Origin of the sequence: Aliagarivorans marinus DSM 23064, from assembly GCF_000429485.1 — a bacterium.
In the GTDB taxonomy this organism is placed as follows: Bacteria; Pseudomonadota; Gammaproteobacteria; order Enterobacterales; family Celerinatantimonadaceae; genus Aliagarivorans; species Aliagarivorans marinus.
In genome coordinates this window covers 87,988-112,176 of sequence record NZ_KE386907.1, presented here as the reverse complement: position 1 = coordinate 112,176, position 24,189 = coordinate 87,988, and the positions used below count along the sequence as shown (strand labels likewise).

The window sequence follows — 24,189 nt, the reverse complement described above, 5'->3', positions numbered from 1 at the left end:
AGTTGATGCACGGTACGCTTTATTATCTGATGGGGCCGTCGGGGGCGGGCAAAGACTGCTTTCTTGATGGCATTAGAGCCCATACCCAAATTCTGGTTGCCCATCGTTATATCACCCGCAATGCTGATGCAGGTGGAGAGAACCATATCGCGCTGAGCGCCGATGAGTTTCAACAGCGCCGGGCCGGAGGCTTGTTTAGTTTGTATTGGCAAGCGAATGGGCTTGAGTACGCAGTGGGCAAGGAGTTAGAGCTTTGGCTAAGCGCAGGCTTCGATGTGATGGTCAATGGCTCTCGCGGCTATTGGGAGCAGCTCAGTCGTGATTTTGGCTTTGCACTGCAACCGGTGGTGATCGATGTGGATAATGCTACCTTGATTGAGCGCCTGCAGGCGCGAGGGCGAGAAAGTGAGCGTGAGATCCGCGTCCGTATTGAGCGAGCCGAAGAGTTTCGCAAGCTACGCCCGGGTGACGCTATCTTGATTAACAGTGCCGGAGACAGAATGGATACCTTAACGCAGTTTACTCGCCACCCTTGGGTCTTAAGCCGCGTACGCGCAAGCAGCGTGGAGTGTGGGACGGCAGTCGAGGAGGTGCGATGAAACTTACCCTGCTGGGCACGGGCAATGCCGCGACAATCCCGGTTTATGGCTGTGACTGCAAGGCCTGCCAACGCGCACGCTGTCAGCCTCAGTTTCAACGCAAACACTGCTCTGCGGCGATAAGCGTTGCTGACGGCAAATATCTACTCATCGATGCCAATGCCAAAGATCTACAGCAGGGCTTTCCTGCCGGAAGCATCGAGTCGGTGCTGCTGACGCACTACCATATGGACCACGTATCGGCACTGTTTGATCTGCGTTGGGGCGAGGGGGAGGCCATCCCGGTGTTTGGCCCGAGCGACCCCAACGGCTGTGATGATTTGTACAAACACAGCGGGATCTTGGCGTTTAAGCCGCCGCTACAGCCCCAATCAAGTTTTAAGCTGGCTGGTCTGACGATTACACCGCTTAGCCTAGCGCACAGCAAGCCTACCCTCGGCTATGTGTTTGAGCGGATCGCCTCATCTGGCGATGAAGCGCCGCGACGCCTTGCCTACCTTACCGATACCGCCGGTCTACCTCGCGATTCGTTGGCATGGCTGAAACTGCACCCCATCGACACGCTGATTATCGACTGCGGCTATCCACCGGGGGAGAGCAAGCTACGCCCGCTTAACCATAGCTGCCTTGAGCAAATACTAGAGATACGCGAACAGTTGCGGCCCCGGCACGTGGTGTTAACCCACATTGGGCATCATTTTGAACGTTGGATTATGGAACATGGCGATCGATTTGATGAATCGTTATCGATCGCTACAGATGGACAGGAGTTTGAGCTATGAACCAGCCTTTATCGGCAACCTTATCTGAGATCCCGAAAATCGCTGACAGCGCCAAAGTACACGCCTGTACTTGGGGGCGCTGGGTCGAAGTGGGTGAGCGCTGCATTCTTAACAACGTTGAGATGGGTGATTACAGCTACATCCAAAACGACAGCGACCTAATGTTTACCAAGGTGGGCAAATTCACCTCTATCGCCTCGAGTGTGCGGATCAACCCAAGCAATCACCCGTGGTGGCGCCCAACCTTGCACCATTTTACCTACCGACCGGGAAAGTTTGGTTTGACAGAGGACCCCGCTGCGCTTGACCAAGAGATCTTCGATTGGCGCAAACAAGACCGGGTCGAAATCGGCCACGATGTGTGGATTGGTCACGGCGCTATCTTGCTCCCTGGTATCAAGGTCGGCAATGGCGCGATTATCGGCGCAGGCAGCGTGGTGACAAAGGACGTGCCCCCATGGTCGATTGTGGTTGGCAACCCCGCCAAGGTGCTGCGTGAGCGTTTTGCTGACCCAAGTTTTGGCCCGCGGCTAGACGCTATCGCTTGGTGGGATTGGAGCGATCAACAAATCGCGGCAGCGCTGCCCCTGTTCCAGAAGGACACCGGCGAGTTTCTGAGCACTTGCGAGGCCGATGGCTTGTGAGTACTCAAACTGTCACGTAGCCATGAACCGTAGTCGTTTGTCCACTGTACTAATTGGCAGCGCCCAAACCCTGTTATGGGCGGCGCTGTATTACTCGTTCCCAGCACTGCTTGCCGATACCCATGCTCACTTTGACTGGAGTTTACCGCTGATCACCGGCGCATTTACCGGCTTTATGTTGATGATGGGCCTTGCTGCGCCGTTTATCGGCCGTTTAATTGACAGGGGCTTTGGGCTAGCGGTATTAACCATTTCCGCCACCCTCGGCGGGCTGTGTTTACTTGCGCTAGGCGCTGTCACCCACTACTGGCAATATCTCGTGCTATGCCTGATAGCTGGCCTCGCCGCGGCCGGATGTTTGTACGAACCTTGCTTTAGCGTGTTGACCCGTTACCGGGGAGCAAAGGCGCGCTCGGCGATTACCTCGGTGACCTTGATGGCCGGTTTTGCCGGCACACTCAGTTACCCTTTTTGCCACTATGCGGTGAACAACCTTGGCTGGACCACTACCGTGCAAGTGCTCGGCAGTTTTACCTTATTGGTGACGGTGCCGCTGTTTTACTTGGGTCTTCGCATACTCCGCCAAGATAGCAATCTGACGCGCGCGCGTTTCGCTCCGCGTGATAATAAAACACGGCTACCCGAGATTGACCGTCGTTTGCTTGTGCTGGTGGCAGCGGGTTTTTCTACCGTTGCCATTAGCCACTATCTGGTTATCAGCTTCTTTATCCCCGGGATGGAGTCTAGCGGTATCAGTGCGGGGCTTGCGGTCCAGCTTATGGCGATGGTGGGGCCGATGCAGGTATTGGGCAGGGTGCTGATGCTGTTTGCCGGTAATCGTCTGAGCGCCTTGCAGCTCACCATGGTCTCTTTTGCCTGTTTGTTCGCTGCCAGCCTGTTGCTGGTGGCGCAGCAACAGGTTTGGTATTTGGCCTTTGCGTTTGTGGCGCTGCAAGGTAGTGCCTACGGGGTAACCAGCATCTTACGCCCGGTGCTACTGCGAGAGCTGTTTGGCGAGAAAGGCTTTGGCCAAATTTCGGGCATGCTTAGTCTGCCTTATATGCTTTGTGCAGCAGCTACGCCACTGCTCGGTGCCAGTTTGTGGAGCATGTTCGGCTGGCCATCGATCTCGTTGGTGATGGTTGTGGCGGCATCGTGCGGGGTATTGGCTATCGCCGCCGTCGCTCGCAGACACCTGCAAACACAAAGCCGAGACCCGGTTAGCCAGAAAGTGGCTGTGGGCTCACACAATCAATGAAAGGCGGGCAATTTTTGAGCGTGAGGTATCAGCGCTTTGGCAGCTAGCTCACGAAGATAGATATCGTAAAACTCAATAAAGGCTTTCGCAATACAGCACGTTGGGGAATTGCTTTTAACTGGCAGAGTAACGTTAGCTATGAGTAAGGATGCCCGTGTTAGACACAGATTTAGTTACCAAGTTATTTCGTAAGTCACTGATTGTAATGAGCTTAAGCCTTGCTGCTTGTGGCGGTAGTAGCGGGGGCGATCAAGGCGGCGATGAGCCAATAAGAGAACCGATGGTTGAAAGCTTGAAGGCCCTAACTGACATGCCTCTGGGCGTTGCGGTGCCCGCTGCCTACTACGACTACTTTTCTAACGACATCTTACAGCGACCTGACTTGCAAGATGTGGTGGTTCAGCACTTTAATCAAATCACCGCTGAGAACATCATGAAATCCAGTTACCTTCAGCCCGCGCAAGGGGTGTTTGAGTGGCAGTGGGCCGATCAGCTGGTTCAGTGGGCGCTGGACAACAACCTAACAGTACACGGGCACGCCTTGGTATGGCACTCGCAGATGCCTACATGGATGGAGCAGTTCGACGGCGATGCCGGGCAATGGCAGGCGATGTTGGATGATCATGTTATCAATGTGGCCTCCCACTTTAACGGCAAGGTAGTGAGCTGGGATGTGGTGAATGAGGCACTGTCGGATTGTGCCAGCGCCAACGATAGTTACTGTGGTGATAGTGCCGCGACCTATCCCTACCGAAACTCGGTGCTCTATCAGAACTTAGGCGCGGATTTTATCGCAGCGGCGTTTCGCGCGGCGCATCAGGCCGATAGTAGCGTGCCCCTCTACTACAACGATTACAACATCTCGGCCAATGGCCCTAAGATGGATGCGTTAATAATCATGGTCGAAGGTTTGCTGGCCGACAGCGTGCCAATCGATGGCATCGGCTTTCAGATGCATGTCGACTATAACTGGCCTGATATCACCAGTATTCGCAGTGCCTTTCGCCGCGCCGCCGCAACCGGTCTGCTGGTTAAGATCACGGAGTTGGATCTGAAGATGAACCCGAATGGGCAAAACTCCCGCTTCACTGCAGCGATGGCCGAGCAGCAGCTCGAGCGCTATCAGCAAATCGTGGCTGCGTATCTTGAGGAAGTGCCCAGTGAGCAACAGGGCGGCGTGTCGTTCTGGGGCGTTAGCGATGCCGATAGCTGGATCCCACATCACACCGGGCACGATGACTGGCCCTTACTGTTTGACCAAGATCTTAAGCAAAAACCTGCCATTGAGGGGGTAGAGCAAGCGCTAATCACTGCCCAGTAAATCTTGTTACATGGCAAAAGGCGCTAATTATCAAGCGCCTTTTTAGTTTTCCCAAAAGCAATCTGAGCTAAAGCAGACTGAAACGCATCTATAGTTAACATGGTGACAATATACCCGAGCAAGCACCTTGAGGTTGTACGAGTATATGGGTCGGCGATGAGCGTTTAAATTCTAAACAGGGTGTTATGGGAAAGTACCGAAACTGGCCAATCTCCAGATCGTTTGTTGTTAAGCTATGCCTTATCAGCGTTTGGCTATTTGTACTTATCGAGTACTGTGTAGCCAATCGCCAGCAGGTGTTGGAGAGCTTCAAGGTTAGCTCGGTGGAAGCGGCCGCGACCATCGAAGACGACTTCCTGATGGCGCAGTCTTATGCTAGCTCGCTTAGCCAGCAAATGTCCAAGAACATCCAACTGGCAGAGCTTCAGGCCTTGTATCACCCCGCGGCCAGCTTCCTTCACTATTTTCCTCAATACGACAACTTTGGCATCGATCCAGAATACTCGTCGCGCTTTAACATCAACGGCAGTTTACTGGGACTCGGGCACTATCAACGATTGGATGGTCAGCAGTTTCAAGAGCTCAGTGCGGCGCTCGCGTTAGGGATCCGCCCGGAACCGCGGCTTGGCTTGGTATGGACCTATTATACCTCTTTGGCCAAGTTCAGTTACATTGTGCCGGGAGTCAGCGTAGACCAGTACCAGCTGACCGAGGATACCTTTGCCAGCGACCATTGGCAGTTGCTGCTACCAGAGAATAACCCCACTGCCAATCCGGTGGTAAGCGATGCCTATCAGGATGCGGCGGGGGAAGGCTTAGTGGTCTCCATTGCCAGCCCGGTACTGGTCAACGACGTATTCAAAGGCGCAATGTTCGTCGATGTTAGCCAACGCGCCTGGGCGCCTGAAGCGCTTTGGAAGGGAAGCATTGGCGAGTTTATTCTGACCAGTCGTCAGAATCAGGTGTTAGCGACCAGCGTTGTGCTGTCAGACGAGCAGCTAACCTCGGAGTTAGACTATCGAGATTTTCTCAGTAAGTGGGATACCACGTGGTTGGGCAACGAGCCTTTGGTGTTGCGCTATCCCTTGCTTGATGGGCAACTCCAGTTAATCGCGTACATTTATCCCAGCACCTTGGTGTGGGCGACGCTATGGGATATCAGCTACGAGCTGGTGCTGATGCACCTGCTGCTGCTGTCGCTGTATCTACTATACCGCTTGCGGCGCAGCTTGGTGTTTCAACGCTATGTGGCTGCCCACGATAGCTTGAGCGGCCTGCTTAACCGCGGCGCTATGTCGGCCCGTAGCGAAGAGATGCGAATGCGCCATCAGCGATTCGATGAGCCAATGTCGCTGGTACTGTTCGACTTGGATCACTTCAAATCGGTTAACGATAACTATGGTCACCACACCGGTGATGAGGTCATCCAAGCCTTTGCTAAAGTGCTTAAAAACGTCAGTCGCAACGTCGACTTGGTCAGCCGCCATGGCGGTGAGGAATTTCTTGCCATGTTGGAGCGCACTGACATCAATGGCGCTGAGGCATTCGCCAATCGGGTGTTAAAGGCAACGCGAGTAGCACCGGTTAGCGGCAAGCGGCTCACTGTGACTGCCAGTGCCGGGGCCACACAACTGCTGGTCAATGAAGAGATCGATAGCGCACTAAAACGTGCCGATAAGGCCTTATATCAAGCAAAATCCGCGGGGCGCGATCGCTGTATTTCACTACTGCCATAGTCCTTTGAGTTGTGCCCTAGCGATTACCCGTTCCATGCACTCATCACTTCTTCGGCGCTGCAGTCAAAGACCCAATAATCCAAAGGGTTAAACCACACTATCAATCCACACGTTAGCTCTTAAGGGATGTAACCCCTTGCATCCGCTCTCACAATACTAAGAGGTAAGGTATGTCTGATTTTCAGTTTGCCCATCACAGCGCTACCCGCACATCCGAGCGTATCGCACTCAAGGTCACCAAGTTTCTCAAGTTTGTCTTGAACATCTTCTATGGCGAGCGTCTGGCCAAACGGGCTGTCATCTTAGAGACCATCGCTGCTGTTCCGGGTATGGTGGCGGGGATGTTTAACCACCTCAAAGCGCTGCGCAGGATGAAAAATGACGAAGGTTGGATCCGTGAGTTATTGGACGAGGCCGAAAACGAGCGTATGCACTTGATGATCTTTCTGGATATCGCCAAACCTAACTGGATAGAGCGCATGTTGGTGCTATTGGGGCAGGGCGTGTTTATCTTCTTCTATGGCATCATCTACCTTGTCTCTTCCAAAACCGCCCACCGTATCGTGGGGTATTTTGAGGAAGAAGCGTGTAAGAGCTACACCGAATACCTAGAAGCTATCGACAACGGCACAGTAGAGAACATTGCCGCACCGATACTTGCCATCAACTACTACAACTTGCCAAGTGACGCGACCTTGCGCGACGTGGTTGTGCGGATCCGCCTAGATGAAGCCGGGCACCGCGACCGCAATCACAGCTTTGCCAATGCCTACGAAAGCCGCGATTTGCCAGAGCATTTGCTATAGCGTTCTTGCAACGGTTTGATGTTAACGAGCCCAACAAAAAATGCCCGCTAGTTCAGCGGGCACTATCAATTGCATAGGGTGTTATTTGATTACGATACGCTTATGCGCAATGCCAGTATGACAGTTGATGCAGGTCTCGCCGCGCTCTTCGATTTGCTCATGATTTAGCCGGGCACGCTGCGGCTGCGTGGCCAAATCAAAGTTGTCGCCTTGATGGCAGTGGCGGCAGTTGGCTGAGTCGTCTGCCACCATATGGTCCCATACTTCTTGGGCAAGTCGCGGCCGATGCTCTTCAAAGTTCTCCTTGGTAATGGTGCCCTTAAGCATGTGGTAGATATCGGCGGTGGCAGCAATCTTTACTTTGAGCTTGGCGACGTAATCATGCGGCACATGGCAGTCAGCGCAGGTGGCGGGCACGTTGTCATCGCTAATGAAGTGAGGTGATGCTTTGTACTCCTGAACGATGGTATCCATGCTGAGGTGGCAGCTAAAACAGAACTCGTTGTGGTTAGAGGCCACCATTGCGCCCTGAAATGACGCGCCTGCCAGCACGATACAGTAAATACCTATAGGGATCCCCAGCAGCCAAGGTCGTTTTAGCCACCCCCACAGCTTTTTGAACTTAAGCTTTTTAAACTTAAGCTTTTTGAACTTAGATTGAGACTCGCCCATAAGGCCTCCGAGCAAACAGAGGAGGGGACCAGCCCCTCCATCTGTTAATTAGTGGCTTTTGTTGTCCTCGACATAGCGCGCTTTAAAGGCGGCCTGGGCTTCTTTGCGAGCAGCTTTCACTTCTTCTGGCTCATTGCCGCTAAACCAAGCATGCTCCGGCCTAGCGAGAATCTCATCGAGTACTGCACGGGCACGCTCGGCGCCTTCCACATTACCCTCGTGCTCGGCGTGTTCTACCAATTCAAGGAACTGTGGCACCATTTCGATGTAGAAGCGTTCAGCCACTTCATACATGCCGTGCCACTGCACGTAGTCGGGCGCTTGCATGGCAGCGCCGTGACGGGCGCGGCGACCTTCGTGGTGCCATAGGTAGAACCAGGTCCACTCAATCTCTTCATCGAAGCCGGTGTCGGTAATCATCTGTTCTTCTTTGAGCACGGTCATCAACGCTTTACCCGGGCGAGCAAACTTGTCGTTATACAGCTCGACCAAGGAGTCGAACTGCTGATAGAAGTTGTCGACCATTGATTTGGTGTGGCACGAATCACATACCTTTTCCATATCCGCCCGGCGCGCTTGCCAGGATTTGGTCTCTTGGCCAGAGGCGATCGCTTTGGCGTCAATCTTCTCGGAAATCGCTGGGCGAAGTGTCCAGGAGATACGGTCGCCAACATCGTGGGTAATCGGCAGCTCGCGGGTGGCTGACATATGACAGGTGGCACAGGTCGGCGCGGCGTCATAGTCTTCGCCAACGATCCACTTGCCCGAGTCCAGATTCATCCGATCGACGTTAGCGAAGAAGTTGATGCCGTGCTTCGACTCTTCGTAGATCTCTTTTTGCGGATGGTCTGGGCCAAGGTGACACTTCCCGCAGGCTTCCGGCCGGCGTGCCTGCACCATGCTAAATTCATGACGCTGGTGGCAGGCAGTACAGGCGCCTACCGAGCCATCCGGGTTAATCCGGCCAATACCGGTGTTCGGCCAGGTGGCTGGGTCAAGATCGCCGTTCTCCATTACTTTGACCTCTGAGCCGTGGCACTGCCAGCAACCATTGACGGCAGCCGGAGACTCGCCATTCATAGTCAGTGCACCTTCTACCACTTCAGCCAAGAAGTTATCCAGCGAGCCGATGATCTGACCTGCCTTCGCGTGGTGACTGGCTGCAAACTCTTCTACCTCTTGGGTATGGCAGTTGGCGCAATCCTTGGGCGACACAATCACAGCAATGCTATGCCCTTCATGAGTGATCGCATCGGGGTCATCGGGCGTGGCTTGGTGACACTCGTAGCAGCCAACGTTAGCCCCATAGTGCTTAGAGCGCCCCCATTGAGCGTAAATAGAAGGGTTGCTGTCTTTGTGGCAGGCTGCACACTCTTTGCTCTCATCAGAGAGTTGCGCAAAGGGCTTCATCACCAGCGCCTTAGGCGTGGCTTGCGCAGTAGCTGGAAGGAGGGTGAATAACAGCAAAAGAACCGAAGCAACACCCATCATGCAGGTGTGCAGCGGGTTGTATCGGCGGAAGGTGTCCATGTTGGCCTCGCTATATTGCTTCCCTGGATTGACCGGAAGAAAGTTATACAGCTCAAATAACCATCAACTCTATGTGACTATTTTGGCAAATAACCATTATTTATCTATGGGTAAATTGTGATCCGCCTCGCTGCTCCAGCACGGTAAACTGACCACTTATTGACATAAATCAAAACTACTACTTTGGGGGTATATCAACTCGAGGTAAGTTTCTGAAATCCAAGAGGCTAAAAGAGAAGCATTCGCACTGAGCGCTGTAAAAAAGCGCTTTAGGTGGGGTGGCAAGTGATTATCTAAACGCGCTCAACGCTTGGCTTGCGTCAAGCGCAGGCTCACCAAGCTGGCAACCAATATCGCGAGATAAAAGCTTCCGACGATGGACTCCATAAACACAAAGAACTGCGCAATGGGTAGGGTTGGTGAGATATCGCCGTAGCCAACGGTTGTCAGGGTGATAAAGCTAAAGTACATGGCATTGAACAGGTTATTTAGCCAAGGTAGGGCATCCAGGCCATTGAAGGCATTGGGTAGCAGTTCAAGAATCAGCAGGTAGCAGACTGTCCAGCTAAGCCCCAGCAACATGTAGATGCAGACAGAGCCGACGATATGGTTGCGTGTTACTGAGTCACTTAGCGCAACTTGCTTCACCGCCGCAACAATTTGCGCGATGAGAAAGAACAGCAGGGCCGCGAGTGTGACTACCGATAAGTCATAGTCTTCAAAAAACGAGAATGCGCCAGATACTGCCATGGTCGCAATCAGTACCCCATACCATGTCCTGAGCATCTTTCGCTGCCGATTTACGCCAGCCACCGCCACGGTCAGCGTGACAATGATCAGCCCTAAAAAGGTCTTTTGGCCCTGAGGATAGAACTGCTGCATGACTGCGCAGCCAAAAATCAAAGCCAGTAGCGCGAAGAACAAAAAATAGAAGTTGTCGCCGGCGTTGAGGGATCTCATGGGCTCTCCTCGGTGCTGTTATGGCTCAGCCAGCTACTCAATAGTTGATAGCCCAAACTCAACACTACTGAGCCTACAAACAGGCCGATAATGCCAGACATAGCCATACCGCCCAGTGCGCCGAGCAGTATCACCAGCGTTGGCACATTGGAGCCGCGACTTAGCAGCATCGGTTTTAACACGGCATCGCTACCGCTTACCAAGATACACCAGACTAAAAACAGCGTGGCGGTGGTAGTGGTCCCCACGCTGAACAAATAGATAATCGCTGGCAGCAGAGCCAGTATCGGTGGTAACTGCACGATGGCAATCAGCAGGACGCCAAGTGCCCAGATCCCCGCAGCGGGAACGCCGGCGACTACTAAGCCAATAGCCGCAAGCACCGATTGGATGGCCGCCACGCCAATCACGCCTTGGACAACGCCGCGAACCGTGGCGGTAGATAGCTCAACCAAGCTTTGTCCAGCGCCTTGGGTCATGCGATTGACAAGGCGCATTAACCCGGTTTTACACGCGCCTGCATGGTTCATAAACGCACCAGCGATGATGGTGGCAATGATAAACTGCAGCAGCCCACCAGCCAGAGAGCCCACAACTGAGGCTGCGCTGCTACTTAGCTGGCGAATTTCGTCGCCATATTTGGTAAATGCGCCTTCTAGATTGGTTGCTGCTAGAGTCATCATCGCATATAGCTTGTCGCCGATGATGGGAAGCTCTTGGATGTTCGGTTTCGGCTTGGGAAAGACCAGAGTGCCATCTTGCAAGCCAGTGAACAGCTCGCTAGCGCTGGTGTAAATACCGGTAGAGAGTGTGACCAAGGGGATCAGTAGCAAGATCACGCCGATCAAGCTGAGCAGGCTGCTGGCTTTGCCTTCGCTGAGTCGGGTTTTACCGGCGATCACCAAGGCGACTGGGTACAAGGCGGTTGCGATGATCGCCCCCCAGGCGATCAACATGATAAACGGCCGCAGGATCGCAAAACACCATGCCAGCAAAACCACAATGGCCAATAGTTTGAGTGCGTTGTCGATTACCTGCTGTGATGGATTGGCATCAGTTTTCATAGGGCATCCTTGGCATAGGGCTTAGTCGGACAGCGGCTTCCACCGCCGCGATTCGAGAAACAGCGACACAAACACCATGTACAGGCTGACTGCGACCAATTGGCCAACCCTGATAATGGCATTGCTTTCAATATCGCCGGCGCTCATTAGGGTACTGCCAATGAGCACTAGTACGGTACTAAAGGCAGTGGCGTAAATAGGGGCTTTCTGTGGCTCGCTGTAGATGCGTTTTGCGATACTTATCGCCATTAAGCCGATAAGTAGCGTGTAGAAAGTAAGGTTTGGCACAACCGAAAGCACTGAGTAGGTTGCGACTGCGAGTACCCCGCCTAATGCGTTGCAGAAGATAAGAAACATGCTGATCTTAACCGACTTCTCCGAGGTGATCATAAAGCACAGGATCGCGATAAATATCATGGTGAGCAGCGCTTCGGAGATCTGAAAGATAAAGAAGTAACAAACGATGGGAAAGGACACGATCATCGCCCTAAATGCCATCTTCCAACGTTGCGAGTAGTTGATTGCCGGTGGCGCGAAACCAGCGAACTGTTGCTTCGGCTCGGGAATGACAAGGTGCATCAGCGCGAACACCAGTACTGCCACCACTCCCGATGTCGCCAGACCTAGCGCTAACATTACCGATATGCCCGGATTGGATATGGCCATAAACGGCAGCACCAGTACCGCAATAAGCAGCATGGTACTGAACAGGTTCCACTTTGGATGACTAAACAGGTAGTAACTCCACAGCATGACCAACCCGACCAGAATCAGTAACGGAATGGGGTAGTGGGTGATGCTGCGCGACAGCAGCAGCCCCATCGCCATGGTGGCAATCAATGCAAGCAGCAACTCGTAGAGTGTCGCTGTATGTAAATGCGACTTATCCAGCAGAAACTTGGCGGTAAACACTGGCGCCACGAAGGCAAGTGGCCAGTTGATCCAAGCTGCCAGCAACACCGCAGTCATCACACCGAGGGTGTAACGAAGCACTCGCCGCTGAGTTGCCGCATCGAACGAGCTGGTCACAGCGAGACTCTTAGCGGACATAAGAGAACAGGCTAAGCAGGCGGATCCACACCTTACCTAAGGTGTTAAACAGCCAGTTGTCGCCGCTGTATACAATCACGTCGGCTTGGCCGCCGATACGTAGTAGTCCACGTACCTCATCGCGCTCAAATTGAATGGTGATCGGCAGCATCTGGGTTTGGCGCAGCCAGCCGGTTTGCTCGCTTGCTTGCGCCAGCTTACCCGCTTGGTTGCTTTGCCCCCAATCGATACCCCAATCGATGCTGGTTACTCGGCCTTTCACTACCTTGCCCGGGGCGAAATCTAGCGCCACTTCCACCTCGTCGCCGACCGTTACGTTGCCAAGGCTATTCTCCCTAAAATAGGCCTCTATCCAGATGTCTTCGATGGACACGAAGGTCATAATCGCCTGACCTGCGGAGGCATAGAACCCCTCCGACAGGCTAAAGTTGGATACCCCGCCTTGGGTCGGCGCTTTAATCACGGTGCGTTCGAGGTTGAGTTGCGCCTGCTCTAGCGCCAGCAGCGCCGCTTTGACCTGACTGTTTTCCTCGCCTTGCTGACCCATTTGCTGCTTGGCTTGCTCAAGATCGGCCTGCGCCTTGGATACGCCAGCTTTGGCGCTGGCCAGCGCTGCCCGAGCGTTATCCGCTTCCGCCCGGGAGACCACGCCTTTGTCGGCCATGGCCAGCACCCGGCTAGCCTGTTGTTGTGTGTTAGCTTGTTCGACCATGGCGGAGGTCAGTCTGGCTTGCGCTGCGGCAACATTGGCCGTTTGTGCGCCAACGTTTTGCCCCGCGATCTCCAGGTTCTGCTCGGCTTGGCGAACGGCAATGCGATAGTCGGCCGGGTCGAGTAGGGCAAGCGGGTCGCCTTGATTAACCAGTTGATTGGGCTGAACGACGATATCTAATACCGTGCCTGACACTTCCGGCTTAATGGGCACGATATAGCCTTTAACCCGGGCGTTGTCGGTAATGGGGATAATCCGATCGGCGATAACACTAAACAGGAAGATAACGACCACTGAGATGACCAAGATATTGGTCAGCTTACGCACCTTATCTGGCGCGCCGGTTTGCTCGGACGCATTCGCTGACTCTGGGTTTGCTTGCTCTGATTCGCTCATGTAAGTCCTTTTACTTGCGCGGAATAGTTATGTAATTACTGGCAAATCAAGCATAGACCGTGGTGTATTTAGTTCAAGGTCATTAGATGGCTTTGCGCTCAGTGACTTAGGTCACGTGATGGTCAACCACAGCGAACCAAACTGACACTAAAACGGCTGATTTACCGCAAAACGAAACAGCGTATCCACATCGCTAAACGCAAAATCCGCGCGCGCGACAATGTTCTCCACAAACACCCGCACTCCAAAGCCTGCGCTCCACTTTAGGCCGCGATGCAGCTCTTGAAGACTAAAGTGCGGCGCCACGTCGCCAAGTTCTGCAAACAGCGCAACCTGCCACCATGGAAACTGGTAACGGTTAACCAAGGGAATATGTGATTGAGGCTGCCACTGCGGGATCACGCGATACTCCGCCGCATAATGCACCGCGCTGCGACTGTGAAAGTAGTCATCTTCGTAACCGCGCATTCGCTCTGAACCACCCAGTACAGACTGGGCAAACCAGTCAGGTTGACTCGCGCCATCGTGATTGCGCCACGTGGGTATGTCTGACAAGTAGGCACTTAGGGCTAAGGTTTGTTGCCTAAATAAGGCCGACTTACCGAGGTCGAAATAGCGTGCGTACTGGGCTTCCCAGCGGGTGTATGCTGCGCGCTTAGCGCCTCCCCAGTCGCGCAGCACTCTCCCGGTTGCTAGGTAGCCGTTACCGGGGGAGGCTTGGTTATCGCGCGTGTCCTGAACTATCCCTGAGCTCACACCATAACTTTTACCGTGTTCACCTGCGGTGTAGCTGGAGCGAATGTCTCTGGTTTTGTAGAAAGGCTCGAGTTCAAAATCCGTTCTGGCGCTAAGGGTGGGCAAACTTCTTCGCAAGGTTAGATACCAGTCGCGTTGCAGATACGCTGCCTTGTCGCCGTCAACGCAGCCAGTATTGCCTGTTAGAGGCGAGTCCATAAACTCTGCTTGAAGCATTGAGACATCGATACTCCAATTAGGTGTTAATGCATAGTTGAAATATCCCAGATAAGTGATGTAGCTGTCATTGACTGAGTACGCGCCAAATCCAACCAGTTGCGTGTTGGATTGCCCGATATGGGGAACCGACACAACCGCACCGCCCATCACCCCGGTGCTACTCAAAGCCGCTGCTACCGGAATGATCACCATGCTTTGCTCTTTAATATCACCGTCAGGGTAGTATTCAAGCGCGTGCTCTTCGGCGAGCAAACTGGGCGAGTAGATGGTCAGCGTAAGCAAGCTTAGTAAGGTGATTCGAACGATCTGATATAGCTTTACAAGTGGTGAAATTAGCGAAGGCATGTCTCGATAGTCTCGCATGTTGAATTAGGTTGAGGTGAGTTAGGTTGAGCGTTGGTATGTGAAAATCAGCGACGATTCTAGGTGGGTGGTTAGGGTGAAGGTAGGACTTAGAGAAATTCAGTTTTGCTTGGTTGCTGTATCGGTAAGCTCGGCCTTTGTAGCAAACGCTAAGTGTATGATTTTGTGTTGAGTTGTCGGCTATACTGGTGGTGTGTTAGCTGTGGACTTAGCCAACCGTAACGCGCCAAAACTAACTATCAATTCCAATCATTTACTTAAAACAGGGATAAATACAGCGATGAAGAAGGATCTGGAAAAGCTTGACCTTAACCTGTTAAGGCTACTGTGCGCAGTCGTAGAAACCCGCAACACCCATACTGCCTCCGCCAAGCTGGGGATCTCGCAAACCAGTGTAAGTCGCGGCATGGCAAAGCTTCGCGAAACCTTTGGCGACAGGCTGTTTATTCGTAAGGCCCATGGCGTTGAACCGTCAGAGCTTGCAAAACGGCTCGCTGAGGCTGCCGATGTGATGCTGGTGCCCTTTATCAAGGTGCTCGAGTCCTACCAAGATTTTGATCCCGAGGCATTTGAAGGCACTATTCGGGTGGCTGTGCATTTATTGGTATTGGATGTTCATGGCGGTGAGCTGTTTGATGCACTTCGTGCTGGGTTTCCCAAGGCACACATCCAGCTTGTTTATTGGCAAGATCATTCACTGATCGAGTTACTCAGAGGGGATATCGATATCATGATCTGTTTTGAGGGAATGGGCTTTCCTCAGGACATCTATCAGTGCGGGCTGCGTGATATTGAGGTGTGTATTGTGGCGCGTAGCAACCATCCGGTGCTCACCCAAACCAGCGCCTGGGAAGCTATTGGGAACCTGCCTTTGGCTCGGGTTATCTCAGACGGTGCGCCGAATCCTCAAGATCCTATGGATGATGTCTATCGTGCCAAGGGGTTTGAACCCAAGGTGGCCTTAACCACCCATAGTGCCCAAGCGATACTGCACAAAGTAGCGAGCTCCGATGCCATTTTCTATGGCAGTACCTACCTTGGCTGCTTACGCGAAGATATCGACTGCTACCCTTTACCTCCGAATGTCCCGGCGGCACTTAACAGTTACCAACTGTGTTGCGGCTATCTGCAATCCAAACGTGACTATCCGATGACGCAGGTACTCCATCAGGTTATCCAGAGTTATTTTGATAATACCCCTCAGCCGGAGCTGGTCTCCCAGCTCAATGGCTAACTCATACGCTGGCGTCCTCTACTTCACTAACCAAGTTGGCGAGTTGTAGGCGCTGCTTTAAACGCTGTCTCAACATTGGGTAGAGAACGCGCCCGCTGCCCGAAGAGAGTAGGGTGAGCTTGTCCAGCCAGTTGATATCAGCGAACAAGTGGATGTCATCGGCTAGCGACTCTAACTGACTCACCGTCATCTGTGATGCAGGGATTGGCCATGCCTGCGAAATGTCTATCACCAATATGCGGTAACGATTGTTTTGGTAGCGCTTAAGCAACTCTGACTCTACAAAGTCTTGACCTGAGTGGAACACCATCAAGACTGCGTCGCCTTCACCGTCATCGTTAATCCGATACTTGCGGCCATTTAACATCAATTTGAACTGCATTGTTTTCTCGATTTGAATGAGTGTTCGTGCATTATCTGAATCGCTTTCATCGCTGAATAGGGTTTTAAGAAATTCAAATTTGGCGAAACCCGGATTGCCAAAATTGAATTTCTGTAATCCCTGTGCACGCCAAATCTGACGAGTAAGCTAGCCACAAATTTGATTACGCACTTCGGCCATTAGGTGGGTTTTATGGTCGGCACGTTTAATTGCACTTTGTGGAGCTAACTATGTTGCAAACCAAACACTTCAATGGCGCACCAGCAACGCGTCGACTTAAAACCCTTAGCGCGCTAGCGGTAATTGCAGGAATGCTCAGTGGTTGTAGCGCTGAAGACCAAGTTATGCCTGTCACTGACGTAATTCGACCGGTGATTACCGAGCAAGCCGCAGTCAACAGACTGGGTGATGAAGCTCGCTACTTCGGCGTCGTGCAATCTGCCTATCGCGCGGCACTGGCATTTCGAACCCATGGGCGGATCATTGACATCTTCGCTGATGAAGGCGACTACGTTCGGAATGGCGATCTGATTGCCCGCCTAGATCCCACCGATGCAGAGATTGCCCTGTCACGTGCCAACATAGAGATGGAAAACAGTCACCGAGAGCTTAAACGTGCCATGCAGCTGTTCTCCAACAATGGTGCGATCGCACAGGCGCAACTTGAAGAGATAGAAAGCCGCTACCTGATGGCGAAAAACCGTGTGGCTGAGGCTGCGCGACAGCTTGAGCACACCTTTCTGTATGCGCACTTTGACGGGGTTATCGCTCGTCGCTTGGTCGACAATCATGATCTGGTACAAGCAGAGCAATCTGTAATCACCATGCATGACTTGGACAGCCTTGAAGTGGTAATTAACGTTCCCGCTCGAGCGATGCAACAACAAGACAGCGACGGGTCTGCAGTAGGAAAACTGCGCGATTTCCCGGGCAAGGAGTTCGAGTTGTCCTTGGCTCGGTTTGCTACAGAGCCGGATCCGGTCACTCATACCTACGCTGTCACGCTAGCGTTTAAAGAGCTAAACGGGCAGGGCGTACTGCCCGGTATGCCGGTGGAAGTCACCACTTCGCATGCCAACAATGCTCGGGGGCAACAGCTCTCGCTACCGCTAACAGCGGTACTCCCAGACAATATGGGTGGGCTGTTTGTTTGGGTGGTGAACTCCGACGGAAGCTTATCCCAGCGCAAGGTGAAGGCAGGCGCGATCAATATGGACCGGGTTGCCATTGAAAGTGATATCCAGCACGGCGAGCAGGTAGTGATTGCCGGTCACAGTCAGTTGTCAGCTGACATGACTGTGCGCGCCCAGGCTGTGTCAGTTGTGGAGGCTAAGTAATGAACCTGGCTCGTTATACCTTGGCTAAACGCACCAGTGTATGGGTGATTATCGCCTTAGTGCTGGTAGGCGGCCTGTTAAGTTATCAGCAACTTGGTCGCTTTGAGGACCCGGAGTTTGCTATTCGCCAATCGGTGGTGGTGACTCCCTATGCCGGCGCAACTGCGCAAGAGGTATCGGATGAAGTGACCGACGTCATTGAGGGGGCGTTACAGACCTTGCAGGAGGTAAAAGAGATAACCTCTACCTCCAAGCAAGGCATGTCAGAGGTGACGGTCGAGATCGAGATTGGCTTTGCCAAAACGGAGGCGCAACTACAGCAGATTTGGGACAAGGTTCGCCGCAAAGTGAGCGATGCCCAACGCGAGTTACCAGCCGGTGCCGGCCCATCAATCGTGAATGATGACTTTGGCGATGTATACGCCCAGTTCTATGCGGCAACCGGAGAAGGCTACAGCGACAAACAGCTACAGGATTATGTAGACAGCCTGCGTCGCGAGTTGGTGTTAGTCCCCGGCGTTGCGCGCACTCAAACACTCGGTGAGCGCCAAGAGACCATTTTCGTTGAGATCTCAAACCAGCGTTTGGCGCAGTTCGGTGTGTCGGCAGACCAAATCTATCGAGTATTGGAAAACCAGAATGCCATTACCGTCGCGGGCTCAGTGGATAGCGGCGACATGTACATTCCGGTTATTCCTAGCTCTACGGTGCGCACCTTTGACGATATTCGCAGTATTCACCTGGGACTAGGCGCCAATAATGCGGTTGTTACCCTGGGCGATGTGGCGGAGGTGAGTCGCGGCTATCAGGAGCCAACCAGCTTGTTGATGCAGTATAACGGCGAGCGGGCTATCGGCTTGGGTATCTCTAATATCGCGGGCGGCAACGTGGTCAACATGGGCAATGCCGTAAAACAGCGTATCGACGAGTTAGCTGACCAGCGTCCATTGGGAATCGAATTACACGAGGTGTCATTGCAATCGGACTCGGTTCGCGCGTCAGTTAATGATTTTGTGAACAATCTGGTTGCTGCCGTAGTTATCGTGTTCGTCGTGCTGCTGTTGTTTATGGGTTTGCGCACCGGGATCATTATCGGGTTTGTGCTTGTTCTAACGGTGGCGGGCACCCTGATCATTATGTTGATCGAAGATATCGCTATGCAGCGGATCTCACTTGGCGCGCTGATCATTGCCTTGGGCATGTTGGTGGACAATGCCATCGTGGTTACTGACGGCGTGCTGGCGCGTTTACAGAGCGAGCCGGAGTCCGATCGCATCGATGTAATATCAGATGTGGTCGAATCGACTAAATGGCCGCTGCTGGGCGGGACCATTGTAGGTATCTGCGCATTTAGCGCCATTGGCCTGTCGCCCTCAAACATGGGGGAGTACGCGGGCTCGCTGTTCTGGGTGATCCTCTACTCGATGCTACTGAGTTGGTTGTTCGCCGTAACGGTAACGCCTTTGCTATGCCATGACTTTTTAAAGGTGGCGAAAGCTAAAAGCAACGCGATTAGTCGCCCCATGTCGGCTTACACCAAGGTGTTGCAGCGCGTGCTTGCGCATCGCCGAATCGCGTTACTCGCGATTGTTCTCGCGATGGTTGCGGGTATCAAAGGCTTTGGTCTGGTACCACCCGGGTTTATGCCGGAGTCGCAGCGGCCTCAGTTCGTTGTCGATGTGCGCTTGCCGCAAGGCGCCGATATCAGCCTTACGCAACGTGTTATTAGCGAGATTGAGCAGGATGTCGTCGCCCATGAAGGGGTAACGGGCATCACCAGCTTTATCGGCGGCGGTGGCCTGCGCTTTATGCTGACCTACTCGCCAGAGCCGGGTAATGCCAGCTATGGCCAACTGCTGGTCGACGTGGATGATTTTCAGCGTATCGAACCCTTGCTGCTTTCGCTACAGGCTCAGTTAGAGCGAGACTATCCAGACGCGTCGATTATGGCCTGGAAATTTGTGTTAGGACCGGGTGGCGGCAAAAAGATTGAAGCGGCATTCCAAGGACCAGACAGCAAGGTGCTGCGCTCGCTGGCTGAGCAAGCCAAACAGGTTATGGCTGACAACCCGTATTTAGTTGCCGTTCAAGATGATTGGCGCCAACAAATGCCGGTGGTGCAACCGGTGTTTTCGGGAGAAAAAGCGCAGCGCTATGGCCTTACCTCGCGCGAAATCAATGCTGCTATTCAGCAGACACTAACCGGGCGCCATGCCGGTGCATATCGTGAGGGCAACGATCTCATCCCAATCGTAGTGCGGGCGCCTGCGCAGGAGCGCCACCACGGCAAGGCGTTAGAGAACACGGAAGTGTTTAGTCACAGCGTTGGCGAGTTTATCTCGGTGTCGCAACTGGTCGACAGTGTTGATGTGGTTTGGCAGGACGCAATGCTAAAACGGGTGGACCGCGTACCGACCATTATGGCTCAGGCCGATCCTGCGCCGGGCGTGCTCACCGCACAAGCATTTGCCAGCATACGCGCTGAGTTAGAAGCTATCGAGTTGCCTCCGGGCTATCAGCTTAACTGGTACGGCGAATACAAAGACGCTAAAGAGGCCGATGAAGCGCTAATGGCCGCAGCCCCCTTCGGGTTTACGGCGATGGTGCTGGCAGTGGTGTTCATGTTTAACGGCATTCGCCAAGCGTTGGTTATCTGGCTAACCGTGCCATTGGCGGTAATCGGTGTAGCGGTGGGGCTGATACTGTTCCAGACCCCGTTTGAGTTTATGGCCACCCTTGGCTTTTTGAGCCTGGTGGGCATGATGGTGAAAAACGCCATTGTGCTGGTAGACCAGGCAGATGTAGAGCGTCGGCTTGGTACTCATCCCTACCAGGCAATCATTAATGCAGCGACTAGCCGCGCCCGCCCGGTATTGCTCGGCGCTTGTACCACCATATTGGGGGTTGCCCCTTTGCTGGTGGACCCATTCTTTAAGAGCATGGCGGTCACCATCATGTTTGGTTTGCTGTTCGCAACCTTGCTGACGTTGGTGGTTGTGCCCTTGTTCTACGCGCTGATGTTTCGCATTAAATCGCCTTCATAGCTAACTAGCTGATTAGGAGCGACTCCGGAGCCGCTCCTAATCTGCGCGTGTTAGCGATGAGGCCAATTGTTTCTATTTTCGTTTCCAATTTAGTTGTGACTGCTAGCGGCCTGTTGGCCGCGGCACAACTACAACCAAATCTTGGGTAGACCATGACTGAACTGCAATTAGATGGCTTTATCTCTTTTACTTTGGCGATGGCGCTGTTGTTTGTGGGTAAAGCTGCAACCAACCGTTTCTCGCTACTCAGACAATACAGCATTCCAGAGCCGGTTATCGGCGGCTTTGCCTGCGCATTGCTGGTGGCGGCCATTTATTACTTTGGCGGGGTCGAGCTGAGTTTTGACTTGGTGCAGCGCGACTATCTGTTGCTGTACTTTTTTGCCGGGATAGGGCTTAAGGCAGACCTTAAAAGCCTCGTCAGCGGCGGCAAGCCATTACTTGTACTAACGCTACTGGCGGTGGTTTACATCGTGTTGCAAAACGGCGTAGGCATCTGGGTTGCTAGCCTGTTCGGGCTTGAGCCAATAATTGGGCTACTTGCCGGATCCATTTCGTTGATTGGTGGAGTAGGGACCACCATGGCTTGGGCACCCATTTTTGAGGCGCAGGGCATTGCCAACGCCGCAGAGATTGGCGTGGCAAGCAATACACTCGGACTCATCGCTGCCTGTTTAATTGGCGGCCCTATTGCCAAGTACTTGCTGTCTCGTCACAAGCTTAGCCCTTCCGAAAACAGCACTTTGGACATTGGTGTGCAACACAACGAGCAGGCTCAACTTAACCATTATGGTTACCTCTACGCGTGGCTGTTGCTAAACCTAAGTATGATTCTTGGTTACATGTTGGATCTGGGTTTAACCCAGCTCGGGCTCAACCTACCAATGTTTGTCGCCTGCCTAATTGCCGGGATCATCATCAGCAACGTTAAGACATTAGTGTTAAAGCGGCCAATGTCTGATAACGCCAATATGGACTTGGGCCTGATATCGGACATTTGCCTGGGTATGTTTCTTACCATGGCGCTAATGGGGCTTCAGCTTTGGACTCTGATTAATGCCATTGGCTTTTTAAGCATTGTCATGTTGCTGCAGATAACTCTGTCGCTGGTATTTACCGTTTTCGTGGTATTTCGATTTATGGGTCGCGATTATGACGCGGCAGTAATCAGTTCCGGATTCGGTGGCATAACGCTTGGGTCGACAGCGACGGCTATTGTCAATATGACTGCGGTCACCCAGCAATATGGCGCATCCCATCGCGCATTTATCGTCGTGCCGTTGGTGTGTGGATTCTTTATCGACATTGCTAATGCTGTCGTGATTAACAGCATGCTCTCTTTTGTAGGCTAACGCTCTATTAATTTTGCTGTGTGGTGATGCAGTGGATTGATATTACCGGCACAGGTTTATTGCTTGAGATTTAACGAGGTAACTATGTACGAATTACTAAAACATACCTTTGCTGGGCTTGAAGTTCGGCGCGCCAGAGAGGGCGACAAGGTCTATACCAACACAGGCGCGGTATATGGAACGATATGTGCGGTATACCCCTGTGCTAATACTGTTGCGGTTCAACTGCCTAACAACAAGGTCCGGCTGCTGTGGAATGGCAACCAACTAGTCGCAAACCCTAAGACGCCCGGTGCGTTAGCCTACGAGAGAATAGGGGTAACCAATCTCTGTGGCTTGAGCAATGCCGAATTGTTTGTAGGAGAACCCACCAAAAAATACGTCGAGGCCCAGGAGTTTGATAGTGCTGTGGTTGTAGATGTAGACCACAATCATGCCTGTGAAGGTTACATCACCTTTACTGATAGGAAAATTGGCCGTCTGACCATGTACATACATAACATAGGGCTTATTGCTTTTAGCAAGAGTACCATAAGTCGTTGTGGTCGATACAAACTTGAAGGCGAATACCATTGCTGCATGGCGCCAGCTTAGCCCCATTGCACGAACGAGATAATTCCAAGGAAGGAAGTCTCTTAACTCCCTCAAACATCCCTGTCTTGTATACCCAATCTTAATTCGCTACTCGCAAACACAAATTTATTTTGACGTATGCGCGACTCATCGCGCGTATTGAGGTTGTCAGCTTAAATAGGCATTGAATCAAGCTCGATTCAAAAATGAATATCTGTAAACCATAGGCTCAAAAACCTCACAAAACTATCATACGCAGCATGTTCAAGCGCATACCAATCGCGCGTTACAATTAACCAAACAGGAACAACGATGAAAAGTAATCACCTATTAACCATTGCTGCAATAACTTCGCTCTGCGCGCCGGCTTTTTCGGCCAATGCCTCAAAACTTAGCGGCGAGCTGATACTGCTGTCTGGCTACTCTTCGACGAACTCTAACCTGAGCACCGATACCGATGCGACGTTGCGCAGTCTCGGCGGCAGCGCTGAGCGCGAAGACGACTATCTGGTTGCGCCGCTGGGTCACATTGCCTACTCACTGGGTGCCAACAACAATCAACGTATCTACTTGGGGACTTCCCGTGATGACTTAGCGGTGGGTGATCTAGCGTTCGAGCTGGGTTATCAATATGACTTTGCCAACGGTACTCAAATCGACGTGGCATTCTTGCCTACTGTGGTCTCGGGGGAGGTATGGGGCAACCCGTATCAAACCAGCTCAGCACGCGTTAAGGAAGATATTGAAGGGTATGCCTACCGTATGAAGATCAATAACTTGATGAACAGCGGCTTCTCTCTGGACATGGCCTTTGCTACATCGGAAGTTGACAATGAACGCATTGAATACCAAAGCCTTCACCGCGATAACGATACCTATTATGTAAAAGGCAGTTACGGCTTTGAGCTGGGCCAACGTTCAGGCTTGGTGACCTCGTTTGCATACACCCACCTGGATGCTGAAGGCAAAGCGGCGAGTTTTGATCAGTACAAGGCAGAAGTTACCTACTTTATTAGCAATGGCATTCAGTCGCTGGCACTAACCAGTAGTTATGCGCGCAGGGAGTATGATGCAATCCACCCGATCTTTAACAAAGAACGTGCTGATAATCGCCACAAGCTGTTTATCGCTTACGAGTACGCGAACGTAATGGGCTGGCAAAACTGGAACTTTGTATCGCTGAACGGCGTTAACCTCAACCGTTCCAACATCGACTTCTATGAGAATGAAGACTATCTAGTTTCGATGGGATTGAGTTACAAGTTCTAAGTGCAATCGAAAGTATGGAGTGCTAAAGAAGCGACAACATAAACATATGGTGTTTCTTCAGTGTCAAGAATCAATGGTGAGTAGGGCTGGGTATCAATACTGACAAATTGACTGCCCAGCCGTTTACTAA

The 24,189-nt window shown here is 52.5% G+C and carries 21 protein-coding genes; 13 read left to right on the top strand and 8 right to left on the bottom strand.

Going from position 1 to position 24,189, the window contains the following annotated elements; translation table 11 throughout:
- Positions 1 to 5: 5 nt before the first annotated feature.
- The 7 genes from phnN to G461_RS0114865 all read left to right on the top strand — a co-directional run bounded on the left by phnN (position 6) and on the right by G461_RS0114865 (position 7,146).
- Positions 6 to 599, top strand: a complete 594-nt coding sequence (gene phnN, locus G461_RS0114895) for a ribose 1,5-bisphosphokinase (RefSeq protein ID WP_035480421.1) — start codon at positions 6 to 8, stop codon at positions 597 to 599.
- A complete protein-coding gene (gene phnP / locus G461_RS0114890) occupies positions 596 to 1,381 on the top strand; it encodes a phosphonate metabolism protein PhnP (protein WP_026972428.1) in 786 nt (261 codons plus the stop codon). The genes phnN and phnP overlap by 4 nt, the downstream gene beginning before the upstream one ends.
- Positions 1,378 to 2,025 carry a DapH/DapD/GlmU-related protein gene (locus G461_RS0114885; protein WP_026972427.1) on the top strand — a complete coding sequence of 216 codons (648 nt, stop codon included), beginning with the start codon at positions 1,378 to 1,380 and terminating at the stop codon, positions 2,023 to 2,025. Before phnP ends, G461_RS0114885 begins: the two co-directional genes overlap by 4 nt.
- A 37-nt stretch (positions 2,026 to 2,062) precedes the next feature.
- Positions 2,063 to 3,283 carry an MFS transporter gene (locus G461_RS0114880; protein WP_211236282.1) on the top strand — a complete coding sequence of 407 codons (1,221 nt, stop codon included), beginning with the start codon at positions 2,063 to 2,065 and terminating at the stop codon, positions 3,281 to 3,283.
- Positions 3,284 to 3,437: 154 nt separating this feature from the next.
- Complete coding sequence (locus tag G461_RS24380) at positions 3,438 to 4,604, top strand: endo-1,4-beta-xylanase (RefSeq protein WP_051333592.1); 1,167 nt, start codon at positions 3,438 to 3,440, stop codon at positions 4,602 to 4,604.
- 185 nt (positions 4,605 to 4,789) lie between these two features.
- Positions 4,790 to 6,340, top strand: a complete 1,551-nt coding sequence (locus G461_RS0114870) for a sensor domain-containing diguanylate cyclase (RefSeq protein ID WP_026972425.1) — start codon at positions 4,790 to 4,792, stop codon at positions 6,338 to 6,340.
- A 170-nt stretch (positions 6,341 to 6,510) separates the two neighbouring features.
- Entirely contained in the window at positions 6,511 to 7,146 is a 636-nt protein-coding gene (locus G461_RS0114865) for an alternative oxidase (protein WP_026972424.1), read from the top strand.
- An 81-nt stretch (positions 7,147 to 7,227) separates the two neighbouring features.
- Here the strand turns inward: G461_RS0114865 and G461_RS0114860 are convergent, their stop codons facing one another.
- From G461_RS0114860 to G461_RS0114830, 7 genes are all read right to left on the bottom strand, one after another.
- On the bottom strand, positions 7,228 to 7,818 hold the full coding sequence (locus G461_RS0114860) for a NapC/NirT family cytochrome c (protein ID WP_035480418.1): 591 nt from the start codon (positions 7,816 to 7,818) through the stop codon (positions 7,228 to 7,230).
- A gap of 48 nt (positions 7,819 to 7,866) precedes the next feature.
- Positions 7,867 to 9,348 carry a multiheme c-type cytochrome gene (locus G461_RS0114855; protein ID WP_026972422.1) on the bottom strand — a complete coding sequence of 494 codons (1,482 nt, stop codon included), beginning with the start codon at positions 9,346 to 9,348 and terminating at the stop codon, positions 7,867 to 7,869.
- Positions 9,349 to 9,651: 303 nt separating this feature from the next.
- A complete protein-coding gene (locus tag G461_RS0114850) occupies positions 9,652 to 10,308 on the bottom strand; it encodes a potassium channel family protein (RefSeq protein WP_026972421.1) in 657 nt (218 codons plus the stop codon).
- On the bottom strand, positions 10,305 to 11,372 hold the full coding sequence (locus G461_RS0114845) for an AI-2E family transporter (protein ID WP_026972420.1): 1,068 nt from the start codon (positions 11,370 to 11,372) through the stop codon (positions 10,305 to 10,307). The genes G461_RS0114850 and G461_RS0114845 overlap by 4 nt, the downstream gene beginning before the upstream one ends.
- Before the next feature lie 21 nt (positions 11,373 to 11,393).
- Positions 11,394 to 12,401 (bottom strand): DUF2955 domain-containing protein, encoded by a 1,008-nt coding sequence (locus tag G461_RS0114840; protein WP_245587183.1) that lies wholly within the window; start codon positions 12,399 to 12,401, stop codon positions 11,394 to 11,396.
- A 10-nt stretch (positions 12,402 to 12,411) separates the two neighbouring features.
- Positions 12,412 to 13,530 (bottom strand): HlyD family secretion protein, encoded by a 1,119-nt coding sequence (locus tag G461_RS0114835; protein ID WP_026972418.1) that lies wholly within the window; start codon positions 13,528 to 13,530, stop codon positions 12,412 to 12,414.
- Between the two features lie 147 nt (positions 13,531 to 13,677).
- Positions 13,678 to 14,868 (bottom strand): BamA/TamA family outer membrane protein, encoded by a 1,191-nt coding sequence (locus G461_RS0114830; RefSeq protein ID WP_157360332.1) that lies wholly within the window; start codon positions 14,866 to 14,868, stop codon positions 13,678 to 13,680.
- A gap of 280 nt (positions 14,869 to 15,148) precedes the next feature.
- On the opposite strand from G461_RS0114830, the gene G461_RS0114825 reads away from it, so the two are divergent.
- Entirely contained in the window at positions 15,149 to 16,102 is a 954-nt protein-coding gene (locus G461_RS0114825; RefSeq protein ID WP_026972416.1) for a LysR family transcriptional regulator, read from the top strand.
- Between the two features lies 1 nt (position 16,103).
- On the opposite strand, the gene G461_RS0114820 is transcribed toward G461_RS0114825, so the two are convergent.
- The gene (locus tag G461_RS0114820) at positions 16,104 to 16,484 is read right to left on the bottom strand and encodes a hypothetical protein (protein WP_026972415.1); all 381 of its coding nucleotides are present in this window, start codon (positions 16,482 to 16,484) and stop codon (positions 16,104 to 16,106) included.
- Positions 16,485 to 16,714: 230 nt separating this feature from the next.
- On the opposite strand from G461_RS0114820, the gene G461_RS0114815 reads away from it, so the two are divergent.
- The 5 genes from G461_RS0114815 to G461_RS0114795 all read left to right on the top strand — a co-directional run bounded on the left by G461_RS0114815 (position 16,715) and on the right by G461_RS0114795 (position 24,059).
- Positions 16,715 to 17,821, top strand: coding sequence for an efflux RND transporter periplasmic adaptor subunit (locus G461_RS0114815; RefSeq protein WP_035480415.1), 1,107 nt, complete (start codon positions 16,715 to 16,717; stop codon positions 17,819 to 17,821).
- Positions 17,821 to 20,865, top strand: a complete 3,045-nt coding sequence (locus G461_RS0114810; protein ID WP_026972413.1) for an efflux RND transporter permease subunit — start codon at positions 17,821 to 17,823, stop codon at positions 20,863 to 20,865. Before G461_RS0114815 ends, G461_RS0114810 begins: the two co-directional genes overlap by 1 nt.
- Positions 20,866 to 21,017: 152 nt before the next feature.
- Positions 21,018 to 22,217 carry a sodium/glutamate symporter gene (gltS, locus tag G461_RS0114805; protein WP_026972412.1) on the top strand — a complete coding sequence of 400 codons (1,200 nt, stop codon included), beginning with the start codon at positions 21,018 to 21,020 and terminating at the stop codon, positions 22,215 to 22,217.
- 84 nt (positions 22,218 to 22,301) lie between these two features.
- Positions 22,302 to 22,811, top strand: coding sequence for a hypothetical protein (locus tag G461_RS0114800; protein WP_026972411.1), 510 nt, complete (start codon positions 22,302 to 22,304; stop codon positions 22,809 to 22,811).
- Positions 22,812 to 23,102: 291 nt separating this feature from the next.
- Positions 23,103 to 24,059 (top strand): DUF2860 family protein, encoded by a 957-nt coding sequence (locus tag G461_RS0114795; RefSeq protein WP_026972410.1) that lies wholly within the window; start codon positions 23,103 to 23,105, stop codon positions 24,057 to 24,059.
- Positions 24,060 to 24,189: the final 130 nt, after the last annotated feature.